14 protein-coding genes are annotated in these 15210 nt (G+C 44.1%); 7 read left to right on the top strand and 7 right to left on the bottom strand.

The genetic code is table 11. The features are described from left to right. Positions 1-202: 202 nt before the first annotated feature. The 3 genes from C7R93_RS05225 to tkt form a co-directional block, all read right to left on the bottom strand. On the bottom strand, positions 203-553 hold the full coding sequence (locus C7R93_RS05225; RefSeq protein ID WP_106837823.1) for a hypothetical protein: 351 nt from the start codon (positions 551-553) through the stop codon (positions 203-205). Between the two features lie 101 nt (positions 554-654). Continuing rightward, positions 655-3177 carry a PBP1A family penicillin-binding protein gene (locus C7R93_RS05230; RefSeq protein ID WP_106837824.1) on the bottom strand — a complete coding sequence of 841 codons (2523 nt, stop codon included), beginning with the start codon at positions 3175-3177 and terminating at the stop codon, positions 655-657. 170 nt (positions 3178-3347) lie between these two features. Further along, complete coding sequence (gene tkt, locus C7R93_RS05235; RefSeq protein WP_106837825.1) at positions 3348-5354, bottom strand: transketolase; 2007 nt, start codon at positions 5352-5354, stop codon at positions 3348-3350. A gap of 129 nt (positions 5355-5483) precedes the next feature. Between tkt and C7R93_RS30180 the strand changes: the two genes are divergently transcribed. Both C7R93_RS30180 and C7R93_RS05240 read left to right on the top strand, forming a co-directional pair. Then, positions 5484-5639, top strand: a complete 156-nt coding sequence (locus C7R93_RS30180; RefSeq protein WP_167402434.1) for a hypothetical protein — start codon at positions 5484-5486, stop codon at positions 5637-5639. Between the two features lie 15 nt (positions 5640-5654). Further along, positions 5655-6104, top strand: a complete 450-nt coding sequence (locus tag C7R93_RS05240; RefSeq protein WP_106837826.1) for an NUDIX hydrolase — start codon at positions 5655-5657, stop codon at positions 6102-6104. Between the two features lie 338 nt (positions 6105-6442). Here C7R93_RS05240 and C7R93_RS05245 read toward each other — a convergent pair whose 3' ends face one another. After that, on the bottom strand, positions 6443-7723 hold the full coding sequence (locus tag C7R93_RS05245) for a helix-turn-helix domain-containing protein (protein WP_106837827.1): 1281 nt from the start codon (positions 7721-7723) through the stop codon (positions 6443-6445). A 221-nt stretch (positions 7724-7944) separates the two neighbouring features. Here C7R93_RS05245 and C7R93_RS05250 point away from each other — a divergent pair, with 221 nt between their 5' ends. The 3 genes from C7R93_RS05250 (at position 7945) to C7R93_RS05260 (ending at position 10020) form a co-directional block, all read left to right on the top strand. Beyond that, positions 7945-8238, top strand: coding sequence for an aspartyl-phosphate phosphatase Spo0E family protein (locus C7R93_RS05250; protein ID WP_244191451.1), 294 nt, complete (start codon positions 7945-7947; stop codon positions 8236-8238). A gap of 228 nt (positions 8239-8466) precedes the next feature. Further along, a complete protein-coding gene (locus tag C7R93_RS05255; RefSeq protein ID WP_106837828.1) occupies positions 8467-9486 on the top strand; it encodes an HNH endonuclease in 1020 nt (339 codons plus the stop codon). A gap of 21 nt (positions 9487-9507) precedes the next feature. Beyond that, positions 9508-10020, top strand: a complete 513-nt coding sequence (locus C7R93_RS05260) for an SMI1/KNR4 family protein (RefSeq protein WP_106837829.1) — start codon at positions 9508-9510, stop codon at positions 10018-10020. Positions 10021-10430: 410 nt separating this feature from the next. Here C7R93_RS05260 and C7R93_RS05265 read toward each other — a convergent pair whose 3' ends face one another. Continuing rightward, positions 10431-10676: an FGGY-family carbohydrate kinase gene (locus tag C7R93_RS05265; protein WP_244191452.1), complete on the bottom strand. Its 246-nt coding sequence runs from the start codon at positions 10674-10676 to the stop codon at positions 10431-10433. A 25-nt stretch (positions 10677-10701) separates the two neighbouring features. Here C7R93_RS05265 and C7R93_RS05270 point away from each other — a divergent pair, with 25 nt between their 5' ends. Together C7R93_RS05270 and C7R93_RS05275 are read left to right on the top strand one after the other, a co-directional pair. Then, positions 10702-11082, top strand: a complete 381-nt coding sequence (locus C7R93_RS05270) for a hypothetical protein (RefSeq protein ID WP_106837830.1) — start codon at positions 10702-10704, stop codon at positions 11080-11082. A gap of 89 nt (positions 11083-11171) precedes the next feature. After that, a complete protein-coding gene (locus tag C7R93_RS05275) occupies positions 11172-12044 on the top strand; it encodes a hypothetical protein (protein ID WP_106837831.1) in 873 nt (290 codons plus the stop codon). 127 nt (positions 12045-12171) lie between these two features. Here C7R93_RS05275 and C7R93_RS05280 read toward each other — a convergent pair whose 3' ends face one another. Together C7R93_RS05280 and C7R93_RS05285 are read right to left on the bottom strand one after the other, a co-directional pair. After that, positions 12172-13692, bottom strand: a complete 1521-nt coding sequence (locus tag C7R93_RS05280; RefSeq protein ID WP_106837832.1) for an FGGY family carbohydrate kinase — start codon at positions 13690-13692, stop codon at positions 12172-12174. A gap of 24 nt (positions 13693-13716) precedes the next feature. After that, positions 13717-15186 (bottom strand): APC family permease, encoded by a 1470-nt coding sequence (locus C7R93_RS05285; RefSeq protein ID WP_106837833.1) that lies wholly within the window; start codon positions 15184-15186, stop codon positions 13717-13719. Positions 15187-15210 lie beyond the last annotated feature (24 nt).

A 15210-nucleotide genomic window follows, 5' to 3' on the forward strand; every position in this document is an offset into this window, starting at 1 on the left:
AAAATACACGATGTTAGAATTGCAATTATAGTGCCAATACATATAACAGATAAGAATAGGAGAAGTGTATACATTTTTTTACAAAACTTCATAAACATGTATGAAAATTTAGACAATAACAACAGAAATGTAAGCTTTGCTTCGCGCACGCAAAAAAGCGCGTTCCCGTTAGTGGGAACGCGCCATCTTTTTACGATCACATTTATTTTTCTTCTTCCAATTCCCTCATCGCTTCTTCTTGTTCTTCTTCTGGGTTCCAATAATCGAGCACTTTTCCTTGCAGAACCTTGCCTTGAATGAATTCTACCTGCTGCTCACTGAAATCCTCTGTCCACTCAATACCCAATTGTTCAGCTAGACGTACGACGGTCAACAATTCTGACCAAGCCACATATCGTTTGTACCAGAAGAACTGTGGCTGCTCGTTCATGTATGGGTAAAGATCATCGAAATCGGTGTGTTTACAGTCAAGAGCTCGCTCAAAATTCACCTTGGTTTGGTGTAACTGTTCTTTGAAAAATGTGGGTAGATCCCTTTGTGCGTAGCCAGACATGGTCTGTCCCCCCTGTCTCCCGATTTATTGGTATTGTACCACGCGAAAGAAGTTGTGCAAATAGTCGAATCGGTTTTGAATGGTTCTTTCAGGGCTAATCTTTAGCCATTCGATGCATCTGGGAACTGATTCTGCCCTTCCTCTTGTGGAGGTGGCGGCAGCCTAATTTCGTTTGAGGAACCATCTGTTTGACTAGGATCCGGATTCACGATGTCCGGTGGAACCTCACCTGTTCCCGGATTTTGTGATTGCCCACCATCTCCATTATTTGTATGCTCACCAGTTCCTCCGGTACCTTGGTCAGGTGGAATTTCACCATTTCCATTTTCCGTACCACCCGGATTTTGTCCCTGATTGTTACCTTCCTCGTTATGACCAGGATCTTGATTAATCAGATTCTCCAGCTTCTTGGAGTCGATTGGGACTTCTTTTGATGGTGTCCCTTCCTCACCTTGGGCATTTCGCGGAACGACTTGATAACGATATTGTCTTGGACTATCCAGCACATCGACGAACGAGGTTTCCTTCATACCCGCAGAGATGAGTTGTCTTTCACCGTTTTCGCTAATGCGGTACAGATCGTACGTATCACCGTCAGCTCCACCAATCCAGCTAAGCACGACCATCAATTTATTCGTACTTGGATCCATTGACATGTCTGCAGCTAATTGGAGCTCTGGTTCTACTTCCACCTCTTTATGTTCTACCGTTCCTGCTGGTCGAACGAAGTCCGTTGACGGCACTCCTTTTAAGGATGTTGCCAACACTTTGGAGAACATTTGCGCTGTCATGCTACTTCCTTGGTGCATCAAATGCTGTTTGTCTTCTGGATCGAAGCCCATCCAAACGGCACCGACATATTCTGGTGTATATCCGACGAACCAAGCATCCTTGTTTGCTTTGCTGTCGCCTGCTATCGATTGAGTCGTACCGGTTTTACCTGCAACATGGCGGCCAGAGATACGCGCTGCCTTCCCTGTCCCTTCCTGAACTGCTTTCTCCAGCATGGTGTGAATCTCCCAAGCTGCTTCCGGTTTCAGTGCCTCAGTTTGCTTAGGCTTATATTCACGGACAACACCCTCGTCCTTGTTCTCCACCTTCGTGATCGAGTGCGGCTCAGACACTACCCCTCCATTGACAAAAGGCGTGTACGCTTGAGCCATTTCCAACGGGGACGTACCTACACTCAAGCCCCCGAGGGCAATCGCCAGGTTTCGGTCGTTCGGAGTCAGCTCAATGCCGACTTTCTTGAGGTATTCCAAGCTTTCTGATACACCAATTTCATTTAATAACCAAACCGGCGGGATATTCGCGGAGTCGATCATCGCCCGGTTCATGCTCATCGTTTCCGTGTATCGGTTATTTAAGTTGCGCGGCTCATAACCATTGAAGCTCTGCCTTTTGTTGCTCAGCTGCGAATTCGAGTTCCATTTGTTGATATCTTTATTTACTGCTGGAGCGAACACGGCAATCGGCTTAAAGCTGGAGCCCGGTTGACGCTTCATGTCTGTCGCATAGTTAAAGCCTTTTGGTGCATAGTTGCGTCCGCCCACCATCCCGGCAATTCCGCCTGTTTTCGCGTCGATGACAATCATGGATGATTCTACACCGCGCTTGGCACCGTCTTTCGGGAAGTTTTTGACATTGGCATATTCCTCTACCATGGCATCCTGTACTTTCGGATCGAAGGTCGTATAAATGTTCCAGCCTCCGCGGTACAGCTCTTCTTCTGTCACGCCAAAGGTGGCTTCGGATTCTTCTACCATATTGTCAAAAAACGCGCGATAGCCTTTTTTCAAGCTGGCACCTGCCACTTCGTGCGGTTCGGTCGGCAACGCCTCTGCTTGAGCTGCATCTTTTTGCTCATCGGTAATGATTCCTTGCTCATGCATCAGACGAATGACGGTGTCTCGACGCAATTTTGCTTTTTCTGGATTGTTAAAAGGTGAATAAGTGGTTGGTGCTTTTGGAATGGCCGCCAGCATCGCTGCTTCCGCAACAGTAAACTTCTCATCGCTTACCGACTTGCCGAAGTAATACTGGGAAGCATCCTCTATCCCAAATTCCCCTTCGCCCAAATAAACGCGGTTCAAGTACATCTCTAAAATTTGATCCTTGGAATACTTGCGCTCCAAGCCAATCGCAATACTCATTTCTTTTGTTTTACGCCAGAACGTTTGGTCTAGGGTGAGAAAGACGTTTCTTGCCAGCTGTTGGGTAATGGTACTTCCCCCTTCAGCTAACGATCCTTTTTTAATGTCATTGACGATGGCGCCACCGATCCGAATCATATCGACGCCTTTGTGTTCATAAAAGCGCTTATCCTCTACGGCGAGGAAAGCATCGATCAAAACCTTTGGCATTTCATTAATGGGTTTGTATATACGGTTCTTCTGACGAATCAGACTCGTCATCTCTTTACGGTTTTTGTCGTATATGACAGTTGGTTCTGCTTTTAAGTCCTGTAGCTTTTGTATGTTTTGCTCAATCATCCGGTCTCCCGCATACAACAGGGCGAAGTAGCCCCCGATTACACTAAGGAAAAGGAATATTGCAAACGATACGGCAATCATCAGCAAGTTGTTCTTTTTCTTCCTGACTTTCTTCTTGGCCTTTGCTGCCATTATTTACCTCCTGGTCTTCTCTCTCTCCCCCACATCTTATATAGACGGTCCCATTTCAAAAAAGTTTCTGTTTTGGGTCGTAGTCTATCATTCCATATTGAACTTTGTTTGTCACTGGAAAAGCCTATCTCCTTAAACAGAAGATAGGCTTTTTCCTAAAGGTAAACCATTTATTTCAGCAGTTTTTCTGCTTCAGCCACGACGTTTTCTACCGTGAAGCCGTATTCCTTCATGATGCGATCACCTGGTGCAGATGCGCCAAACTGATTGATTGCGATGACCGTACCGCTGTCTCCAGCGTAACGCTCCCAGCCCATTGGAGAGCCCATTTCTACCGCCACGCGTGCTTTTACAGACGGTGGAATCACAGCGTCGCGATACTCTTTCGGCTGACGCTCGAACAGGTTCCAGCTCGGCATGGAAACAACGCGTGCTTCAATACCTTTCGCGAGCAATTGCTCACGCGCCTGCATCACGAGGGATACCTCAGAACCAGTTGCCAACAGGATGAGCTGCGGATTGCCGCTTGGAGCGTCTGCAAGGACATACGCACCTTTGCTCACACCTTCTGCCGCTTTCTCGATCGTCTCAGGCAGGACTGGCAGGTTTTGACGAGTAAGTACCAGCACGATTGGCTCATCTGTGCGGGATACAGCATATTTCCAAGCCTCGTTCGTCTCCACTGCATCAGACGGACGAAGAATGGTCAAGCCAGGCATCGCACGCAAGGAAGCGAGCTGCTCAATCGGCTCATGTGTCGGCCCGTCTTCACCAACTGCGATCGAGTCATGTGTAAATACGTAGACAACAGGCTGCTTCATCAGTGCGGAGAGGCGAATCGCTGGACGCACGTAGTCAGAGAATACGAAGAATGTACCGCCGTATACTTTTACGCCACCGTGAAGAGCCATACCATTGAGTGCTGCACCCATCGCAAATTCGCGAACACCAAACCAAATGTTGCGGCCATCGTAAGAACCTGGCAGGAAGTTGCCCGCTTCTTTAATCACCGTGTTATTGGAATGTGCCAAGTCAGCAGAGCCGCCCAAGAAGAACGGAACGCTGTTTGCCAATGCATTGATCGCATTACCAGAAGCAACACGAGTCGCCAGCTTCGCGCCAGCTTCATACGTTGGCATATGGTTGTCCCAACCAGCAGGCAGATGCCCTTCCTGTGCAGTCGTAAATTGCAGAGCCAGTTCCGGATGCGCACTCGCGTATGCAGCAAACAGGTCGCGCCAAGCAGCTTCTGCTTTTTCGCCAGCATCAGCAAGGCCTGCATACAAGTCGGTAACCTCTTGTGGTACATGGAATTCATTTTCATGGTTCCACTCGTAGTTTGCTTTTGTCAGCTTCACTTCATCTTTACCGAGTGGAGCACCGTGAGAAGAGCTGGAGCCGCCTTTGTTCGGGCTTCCGTATCCAATGACGGTTTTTACTTCGATCAAGGTAGGACGATCCAAATCTTTTTTCGCTTCTGCGATTGCCGCTTCAATGGCAGCCAGATCATTGCCGTCTTCTACGCGAATGTATTGCCAACCATACGCTTCGTAGCGACCCGCTACATTTTCAGAGAAGGAACGGGAAAGCTCGCCATCCAGAGAGATATCGTTCGAATCATAGAGCACGATCATTTTGCCCAGTTTCAGGTGAGCAGCCAGAGAAGAAGCCTCGCTGGATACACCCTCCATCAGGTCACCGTCGCCGCAGATTACGTATGTGTAATGGTCAACGATGTCAAAGTTGTCGCGGTTGTATACAGCTGCCATGTGCTTTTCAGCCATCGCCATACCGACTGCCATCGCGATTCCTTGTCCCAGAGGACCAGTTGTCGCGTCAACACCCGCCGTGTGTCCAAACTCAGGGTGACCAGGCGTTTTGCTACCCCATTGACGGAAGTTATGTAGGTCTTCCAGTGAAACATCGTATTTCATCAGATGCAACATCGAGTATAATAGCATAGAGCCATGTCCTGCTGAGAGGACAAAACGGTCACGGTCAATCCATTTTGGATTGCTCGGATTTACTTTCATGAATTTGCTCCAAAGAACATGAGCCATAGGGGCTGCACCCATCGGCATTCCCGGGTGACCGGAATTCGCCTTCTCGATGGCGTCAATCGCCAACGTGCGGATGGTATTAATGGATAGCTGATCAACAGACGTATGCTGAGTCATCTCGCAAAATCCTCCCTGCGTTTTCTAGAAATTACTACCGAGTATCGGGTAAAAACACACTGTGCCATTATAGCATAGTTCCCACTTATAATCATGTTCGCTTTGCATGAATGAAGGAGGTCTTTTTCAATGAATTGGCTGTATCTTACTATCGGAATCGTCTTAGGTGCTACTGGAATTATTATGCTGCTTATGGGCTTGACCAGCTCACCTATTTTGAAAAAAAACAGACTGGAACGCCGTAGACAGGCTGCCGAGAATCATCGTCCGGAAGAATATCATTAATAGAGGAGAATTGGCATGCAGAAAGAGCGTTTCGCGATGCAGGTAGCCGTTCACCTTTTCCTGGTGAGAGGCACGCAAGTCTTGTTATTACGTCGCTACAACACTGGCTACGAAGACGGCAATTACAGTGTTCCCGCTGGACATCTGGATGGGAATGAAGAAGTGAAGACAGCCGCGATCCGCGAGGCAAAAGAAGAATGCGGGATTGAAATCGATCCAGCGAGCTTAGAGATCGTAGGCGTCATGCATCGTCGCTCCAATGATGAACGCATCGATTTTTTTGTGGCTGCTATTGAATGGCGCGGAGAAATCATCAATGCCGAGCCAAATAAATGCGATGAGCTCGTATGGGTGGACATGGATAAATTACCCCCGAACGTCATTCCTTATGTGAGACAAGCTCTCTCGAACTTTAGACGAAAGCAGTGGTTTGACAGCTTTGGCTGGGGGGCTCGCTTGGACTGAAAGAATGAAAAAGAAGAGGAGATGACCCCCCTCTTCTTTTTCCTATGTGCGAAACGATTCTCATTGTGCAATTGCGAATTAACACAACCAAAAGCATTAAAAAGCAGAAGTTTTCAAGTGACCAACCATGATAACTCCCAAGAAGGTGGATTCGCTTGTATATTATTAATGTCCCGGATTATCAGAATATAACTTAATATTTTTTATCGAAGGAAAGTTACTGACATAATCGGTTTCATTCCTTACATGAGGACTCGTTACTATCAAGACAGAAATGGATGCTATAACAGAAAATGTTACGACAATCCTAAATAACTTTTTCACCATTCATCACTATACTAACTCCACTCGTTTTCCTTTTGTAATTCATTATATACCTCTTTTAATCTTCCTAGAAGTTCCAATTTCATCATTCTTTCGTGGATATAGTGATAAGAATGTATTTCATAGTAATATCGCAATATACTTTTATAATCATTTACTTTAGCGTAATGTAATATGCTCTTTAGATACGCCTCTATTCCCTCATCAAAATTACCTTTCCTAGTTAAAAATTTGCCTTTGTATTTGTAGTATCTACCCAATTCAGAATGCTGATACGGATCAGTATAGTGAATTAATATCTTATCCTCTTCATTCTCAAGGATACTACTTACTGAAGAAAGATCATTTGCCTTTAATAGAGCTTCTAAAAGCATATTTACTCGATGCAAACGATTACTATCAGTTACCTCTTCTAAACACTCATACAGCATAGGAATAGCGGTATTATATCTTCCTGTTCGAGATAAAATGATAGCGCGGTAAAACTTCAAACGTTTAATAATTTGCGTGTACTTCAACTCTGCATAGATATTTAGGTGTTCTTCCAAGCCATTATAATTACCTAAAAAAAGATACGAGTTACATATAGCTAAAGCAACTTGTTCTTTTAAAGTATTACTAGTTTTATCTTCCGCGTGACCCATTTTTCCTAGTTTAATACATTGCATATTATTCTCAATGTTATGCGCATGAAGTGCCATCCTATAATAAAAAGTTATCTTTTCATCCTGCGATAGGAAGTCAACGTAATGTAAAATCTCTTCGCCATTGGAAAATGTTTCTCTCAGTCTTTTGAGGTCATATCGTTCAATCATATATTTTTTAAATAAGGCTTTTGCAATGTATTTTGGCTCTCCACATTGCCTTGCATACCTTACAATCATTTCATAGAGAGATAAACCGACTTCTTTATTTGCTATATTTTCAGTGGTGGACTCAGCAAAATTATATAAACGCTCTAAGGCTACCTCGATCCTTTCATTAGGGGATTGAAGTATTTTTAAAGATACTTTTTCCACTAATGAAGTATGATTACGAGATATGACTTCTTGCAGAATCTCATATAAAGTATCGATCCTATGCTCGTCTTCAATATATAACTCAATTATTCCCTCGTAAGGATGAGTCAAAATAGCGGCTAACGCCTTTACTGTTTTATATTCTGGACGTTTGGTTTCCCCGCTTTCTATTTTTTGTAATACCCCTCTACTTATGCCCGTTTCTTCCTCCAGTTCCGTAAAAGACAAACCTTTATTTTTTCGATATTCAAACAACATATCTCCAATCGTTTTCATATACACTTTGTCCCCCCTAACACTGCAAACTTCCTTTTTCTTACAATTGATTTTCAGAGGAAGTGTAACAAACTAAAAATTCTGAATCAACAAAAAACGTTGACTTATTTCGACTTTATTTGTCGAAAAATGTAAAATGTATCACACCAGATTTTTTTCTGGTTTTTTTGATATGGCTGATATAGTGAAAAGAAAGGAGGTGAGGCAATGGGGAACAGAGAGTGAAAGTAGAATGGCAAGAAGTTAGTAACGAAGCACTTTCAAAAATGATCAAAAACCTTCAGCATCAGCTTAATGAGGTCTTCTTACAACAAGGAAATTTAACAGATTATGCTGTCGTGAAGGTAAGTCAGAAGTTGGATGAGTACATCTTAGAAAGTCAACGAAGAAAACTACACTACCAGAAGGGAGAGGAAGAAAATAAAACAAGGACGCTCCACTCTGCTTCCCGGCAACAGGAACGTCCTAAGAAAGCGAAGGACACGCTTCTCAAGACAAGTGTAACATTCAGGTAAGCAAGAAGAAAAGAGAATTTCCAAGAATACTAGTTAGGTTCTCTAACAGTTTACGACACATGAATAACCATATTTTAAAAAATATTTCTCCAGTCCCAAATATGGTTTCAATAAAAATCCCCCTATGAAAGTAGGAGGAGAGAACTTTTGATGGTTCAAGGAAATCCTTGTCCCATCTGCCTCGGCGAATGCAGAGAGGTTATTACAATTATTGGGAGGTATTCGTAAGTGAAGAAATATTTACTATCTTTACTCGCTTTCGCTGTGCTCTTAATAAGTGCATCTGGTTCGTATGCGGAAGATTCTAAGAACAGCATTCAAGACAGAATAGAACGAGGTGAATTAAAAGAACTTACTTCGACAATAATTGATCTTACTTACGATTCTGATACAGGAGAAATTCTGAACACAGAAGAAATTACTTCCATACATCTGGCGGCAATTGAAGAATTTGAGGAAGAAACAGGAGAAACCCTTGAAAAGAATTTTGAGTTACCTGAACAAGAGATTCAGGAGTTACCGTTTGAAGAAAACACAGACGAGGAAGTAACCCTTCGCTCATCACAAAGAGGTTCAGGTGTCAGACTTAAAGGGGGGCTGGTAATTGATGAAAGAAACAGAGAAATCCTTTCGTATGTTACAATCGATGAAATTCGTCGTGCCAGGCCGACAATAATTACTGGGAAACTCACATTGCAGTATTCAACTAATCGCAACAAAGCATATAGAGATGAAGATATTTTAAACTATACGTTTACTGGCACAGAATTAAGAGAAAAAGAAACAAAATTAAGTGATCCAGTCAGTATTTCAGATACTAATTTTTGGCGTGTTGTTAACACGTCAGTAGCGACATGGAGCGATGGGTATTCCGATGCAGACCATGATGTAGGAAAAGAATTTTTGCTTAACAAAAAGGGTATCGAATATCCTAAGTATAGAGACTCGCATAGTAGAATAAAAATGGTTGTGCCTGATGAAGCAGACCTCGCTTGGCTTCCTAAATCCCAGCGAGAACAAAGAGATCCAGGAGTTAGGAAGGAATATATTAAATGGTATGAGAATAAATATGGTGTACCAAACTTTAATTGGAGCGATGTAGATATCCACCATATTATTCCATTGGCTTATGGTGGGTACAATGACTTCGACAACTTGATTCCATTACCAGAGGATTTTCATAGACAGGAAGTCACCCCTTGGTGGGCATCTTATGGTAAGTACGTACCAGATGGAGATGACTATTAAAGCAGGAAAGGAGATCTACTTTTGGAAAGAAATATTTGCTTGAAGACACTAGACGGATTGAAAAGTCGGCTTGATAAAGACAACACACTGTTGGTGCAAAATCCAGGAGGGGATGTGTATCAAGCAGCTTTTTCATTTAATACTCCAGCATCTGATTCTGATATAGAAAAATTTACTAAAGATACAGGATGGAGCATACCAGTTGATTTCCAAAGATTCATACAAATACACAATGGAGCTAGGCTCTTCCGGGACATTAAATATGGAGGTGGATATGAGCTATTAAGCCTAGAGAAAATTATACACAATCATCTTGATTATATGCCTAAACATTGGTATCCAATCTCTGTCAGTAATGGTGACTATATCTTTATTGATTCAAATCGTGTAAAAGAAGGAAAAGCTGACTATTTAGTTCGCTTTGATCATGATGATGACGTAATTCCAGAAAATGGATCAACCATGAAGATGAATTTTGAAACTTGGTTGGAAAGATTAGTCATTGCACAAGGAACAGAGTTTTGGACTTGGTAAGCGGTAAAAAGAAGAGTGGACACCCACTCTTCTTTTTCTGTAATACAGACATAAAATACCCCTACTTGGCTGAAGTTTAGTGCGTTAGTCATATCTTTCCCTATCATTATGATCAAGGTATTTCAAAGTTTGTAAAGGATTTTAATTTATCTTTTGAATACACGGGGAATGAGAAAAGCGCAAAACGGAACGTATTAATCAGCAGAGAAGTGAAAGATTTGCTTACTGAAAACGGTTATGTAGATGAAGAGTGGATTTTTAAACCAATTATTATTAAGAAATAGAGATAACTAATCCCCCCTCCAAAGCTCTCCCATCCCCTGTTACTTATGACGACCTGTACATTATTCTTCATGTCATGAATTAACAAGGGAAAGGGAGTTCCATCTTAAAACGTCTTCTTTTATCTATTAACATTCGCTTATTTGCAATAGCAGGTGAACCGCCTTGTTCCAACGATTGCGCAGTCTTTTCCTCACCGCTTCATCAAGCTTCGGTTCATAGCGACGCCCTACCTTCATTCGCGCTTCCAAATCATTCGCCGTCCACCAGCCGCTCTCTTCCCCGATCAGAAACGCAATGCCCATCGCTGTTGTCTCGTTGATCTCAGGCACCTCAACCGGAACACCCAGCAAGTCTGCCTGAAACTGCATCAAATACGGAATTTCAGGAATCGAACGTATGATTAAAGCTAGTGCAACTTTGAAAGAAGCACTGCAGATTGGAGTTAAAACGTATAGAGACCTGCGTAAAGATAGTATACCAAGCGGCTGGGAACGTCATCACATTTTTGAAAAACGTTTCGCAGATAGACTGGGAACTAACAAATATGACATGTTGAGTATCGCTATTCCAAAAGAGATTCATTACAAGATTACAGATGAAGTGAGAAAAGAAATCCCTCGAATAAAAAACTATGATGATTATACACGCGATGAGATTATAGAGGCTCATCAAAGGGTTTATCGTAAGTTGTATAGAAATACGAATGATGCTGACGAAGAAGCCGTGTACGAGTTTCTATGGGAGTTCTCCAAAACCCGCCAACATACAGCCAATTAGATATTCTGAATAGGCAAGCAACTGACACTCTGAATTAAGGGGTGTCAGTTGCTTAAACGAATAACTAAACTTAATTTTGAGGTGAAAGTATGAAAATCTATGCGACTACTCGATTTACTGTGGAAAGTTTTGAGATGAAGGAGCGCATTGATACAGTATTGAAAAGTTTTGACATCGACTATACTCCACCGGGGCCATATATCATCAAGGGAGGTTACATAGTTATAGATTATCATTTACATCTACAATATGAGCCTTATTTTGTTGGAAATTTGATGAAAGAACTTCAATTTGTAAGAGAGGGAAAAGGTGGAGAGTTAGAGTTTATGTTTGATTTTCAATTCACTGACTATGAAATGAATGACTCCCCTCTTTTTGATATGTATTCCATCGGGAATATCCCAAGACGCTATCTTACAAACGAAGGACAATATAACTCCAAAATATTTTGTCAAACTTGTGAAAAGGTATATGTAGAGAAAGATACCCCTCTGGTCATTAATACAAAAACGGTGGACCAGCAAGATTTTGTTTATGTTGATTCCAGACTGGTCATTTCTGAAAAGATAGCCTGTTTGTTCAAATCTTCGAAGCTTACTGGATACTTGTTAGAGCAGGTTGAACACTATGGTTCAAAAAGGAAACGGCGGCCTGCCTATGAAGTAGTCCCTACCAACATACTCACTCCACAATGCATACCCGATGAATACAAAAACGACCCTAACGTTAAAAAGTTAAATTGTCCAGCTTGCAATACGGGCAGTCATCTGATCTTTCCCTACCATTATGATCAAGGTATTTCAAAGTTTGTAGAGGATTTTAATTTATCTTTTGAATACACGGGGAATGAGAAAAGCGCAAAACGGAACGTATTAATCAGCAGAAAAGTGAAAGATTTGCTGACTGAAAACGGTTATGTAGATGAAGAGTGGATTTTTCAACCAATTATAATTAAGAAATAGAGATAACTAATTCCTCCCTCCAAAGCTCTCCCATCCCCTGTTACTTATGACGACCTGTACATTATTCTTCATGTCATGAATTAACAAGGGAAAGGGAGTTCCATCTTAAAACGTCTTCTTTTATCTATTAACATTCGCTTATTTGCAATAGCAGGTGTATCGCCCTGTTCCAGCGATCCCGCAGTCTTTTTCTCCCAGCTTCATCCAGATGTGGCTCATAGCGACGCCCTACCTTCATTCGCGCTTCCAAATCATTCGCCGTCCACCAGCCGCTCTCTTCCCCGAGTAGAAACGCAATGCCCATCGCTGTTGTCTCGTTGATCTCAGGCACTTCAACCGGAACACCCAGCAGGTCTGCCTGAAACTGCATCAAATACGGATTTTGCGTCAAACCGCCGTCTACACGCAAGACGGAAATCTTCTGTCCGACAGCCTGCTCCATCGTGACAAACACATCTGCTACACGATGAGCGATCCCTTCCAGCATCGCTTTTGCCATCAGCGGTCGGTCAGTATGCTGAGAGAGTCCGAGAAACACCCCTCTCGCCTCCGAGTTCCAGTACGGCGTGCCGATCCCGTTCAATGCCGGAATAAATAAAAGATTGCTTGGGGCTTCCCCCTTGTGCAGTTCTTCATACCACTGCTCCGACCATCGTTGCAGCTCGTCTATATCCTGGTACAGCCCAAGCTGTTCCTTTCCCCATTCAATAGCAGACCCCGCCGCATAAATCGCGCCATCTAGCGCATATGTATGTTGCGCCCCTCGTTTCCAGACAAGCGTCGTCAAGAGTCCGCTCTTTTTGGTCGCAGGCGGCTCATTTCCGACGTTCATGTAAGCGAAGCAGCCCGTGCCATACGTGCATTTGGACATACCCGGCTCGATGCAGAGATGACCGTAAAGGGCGGCTGGCTGATCCACCTGGCTGACCAGAATCGGTGCTTGGATGCCGCAAAATTTAACCGGGTCTGTACTGCCAAACGAGCCAACTGTTGGACGAATCTGCGGTAGCCAATCTTCCTCAATCTCCAAATACCGCAATATCTCCTCATCCCAATTCCCCTGCCGATGAGCAAACAACAGCGTTCGGGCAGCGGTGGAAGCATCGGTTACATACGAGGCGCCCCCTGTCATCTGCCAGATCACCCAAGAGTCAAGCGTGCTGCAATAAGCCTGCCGCTGTCGAATCTTTTCTTGTACCAGAGGCACTTCTTCCATCATCCATTTGATTTTCGTAGCGGAAAAATACGGGTCAATCAAAAGTCCGGTTTTCTCAGCCACCTTCTGTGCCCACGCGCCATCCGCCTTCCAGCGCTCTGCGATTTCATCGGAGCGGCGGCACGACCAGACGACTGCCGGATAAAGCGGCTCTCCGCTAACCGAATCCCAAAAGAGGACCGTTTCTCCCTGATTGGCCAGACCAACCGCTTCCACCTGCTCTGGTTCGATACGTTCTTTGAGCAGCACGTCAGCGACTCCCATCAAGACCTTTTCCCAGATCTCCTCCGGGTTATGCTCCACCCATCCGGACTGCGGATAATATTGCGTGTGCTTCTGGTAGCTTTCGGCAGCAACTCGTCCATGGCGATTTACCAGCAGCACCTTGGTCCCAGTTGTCCCCTGATCGATCGACAGCAAATACTTCTCCATACAGCAGGCTCCTTTTTCATTATTCTAGGCTGAATGATCTTCTTTCTCTTCATCAAATCCGAATGTTCTGTCTTTAATCCCGATACGACCCTCCATAATTCCTTTGCGGAACAAGAGATGATACAAAATGACCCCAACAGCCAGCAAGGTAGCTGCCACGATCGCTACGCTATGAAATTTTTTCGGAACGGTCAGGATGCCGATTTCAAAGATCAACCATGCGATAGCAAGGAAAGTAAGCGGTGTGCGCCATTTGCCCAGGTCAAAGTGCTTCGATTTGGGCAGTTCCTTGCGTTTCCATGCGTAAGCAGCAATCGTTGTCAGGTAGAGAAGTGCAGGCAGAACCGAGGTGGCCCCTACCAGAAGGGTCAGGGAATCAGCGAATAACACAGAAAGAATGCCAAGCATTAAAACAAGTAATACTGCGTTTGTTGGTACGGAAGTCTGAGGTGATACCTTCTTGAAGATGGAGGAAGCGAAGAATACATTGTCGCGTGACAACGCATAGATGAGCCGGGAAGCGGAAGCCATGATGATCAAGCCGCACGCGAAGATGGAAATGAGGCAAAGCACCAGAAAGAAGCTGGATACGGCAGAGCCAAGACTTGCTTGCAAAATGTACGGAATCGGATTCGCTGCACCGAGCACAGTCGGCAGATCTGTAATGGCAACAGAAATGACGATCAACAGCAAGAAACCGATCACACCACTCAACAATACGGATAAAATCATGGCACGAGGCACCGTTTTCTTCGCATTGATCGTCTCTTCAGAGAGATTCGCAGCAGCCTCGAAACCTACCAATGTAAAGGAACCCATCAGCGCTGCCATGATAAAAGCTCCTAGGTACGAACCGTCTGATTGAGTCGTAGCGGTACCGATATCCGTCAGCATGCTCCAATTCGCCCCGTTGTACATCACAACTGCCCCCAGCACCACAACGATCCCGACCATACCGATCACTTCGGTATATACGGCGATATCGTTAATGCGAGTAGCAAGCTTCACTCCATAAATGTTTAATAAAGCTTGTACGACCAGCGTACCAATCACGATCCAGATCAGCGTCTGGGAGCCTGTATCCCAGCCAAACATCTCGGCGATAATGGGCGCCAGCGCATAGTCGACGGTGGGAACCACGATAACGAGAAAGCAAAAGGCAATCCAGCCAGCAAACCAACCCAGCCCCGGGTTGGCAAGACGCGTCACCCATTGATAGGAATAACCGCTCAATGGAATTCGTCCGGCCAGCTCTGCAAAAATAATAGCCACTATCAAATGCCCAATGGTTACAATCGGCCAGGTCCAGATACCAGCCGGCCCAGCCGTACTAAGCACAAATCCATAATTACTAAAAATGCCTGTGGTAATGGAAATGAAAGAAAACGCGACGGCAAACGAACTGAACAGTTTTAATGTCCGTCTCAATTCTTGCTTATAATGATACGTTTGCATATCTTGCGAATCATTTGCTTGTACCGATTGTTTCACCATTGATTGCCTCCCTCACCATTTGCT

The sequence above is a fragment of the Brevibacillus fortis genome, assembly GCF_003013395.1.
Taxonomy (GTDB): Bacteria; Bacillota; Bacilli; order Brevibacillales; family Brevibacillaceae; genus Brevibacillus; species Brevibacillus fortis.

What these genes read in the sequence shown, in the direction of transcription:
- C7R93_RS05245 (WP_106837827.1), bottom strand. Translation starts at nt 7,723, where the DNA reads ATGAAAACGATTGGAGATATGTTGTTTGAATATCGAAAAAATAAAGGT.
- C7R93_RS05270 (WP_106837830.1), top strand. Translation starts at nt 10,702, where the DNA reads ATGATTAAAGCTAGTGCAACTTTGAAAGAAGCACTGCAGATTGGAGTT.
- C7R93_RS05225 (WP_106837823.1), bottom strand. Translation starts at nt 553, where the DNA reads ATGTCTGGCTACGCACAAAGGGATCTACCCACATTTTTCAAAGAACAG.
- C7R93_RS05230 (WP_106837824.1), bottom strand. Translation starts at nt 3,177, where the DNA reads ATGGCAGCAAAGGCCAAGAAGAAAGTCAGGAAGAAAAAGAACAACTTG.
- C7R93_RS05275 (WP_106837831.1), top strand. Translation starts at nt 11,172, where the DNA reads ATGAAAATCTATGCGACTACTCGATTTACTGTGGAAAGTTTTGAGATG.
- C7R93_RS30180 (WP_167402434.1), top strand. Translation starts at nt 5,484, where the DNA reads ATGAATTGGCTGTATCTTACTATCGGAATCGTCTTAGGTGCTACTGGA.
- tkt (WP_106837825.1), bottom strand. Translation starts at nt 5,354, where the DNA reads ATGACTCAGCATACGTCTGTTGATCAGCTATCCATTAATACCATCCGC.
- C7R93_RS05240 (WP_106837826.1), top strand. Translation starts at nt 5,655, where the DNA reads ATGCAGAAAGAGCGTTTCGCGATGCAGGTAGCCGTTCACCTTTTCCTG.
- C7R93_RS05285 (WP_106837833.1), bottom strand. Translation starts at nt 15,186, where the DNA reads ATGGTGAAACAATCGGTACAAGCAAATGATTCGCAAGATATGCAAACG.
- C7R93_RS05280 (WP_106837832.1), bottom strand. Translation starts at nt 13,692, where the DNA reads ATGGAGAAGTATTTGCTGTCGATCGATCAGGGGACAACTGGGACCAAG.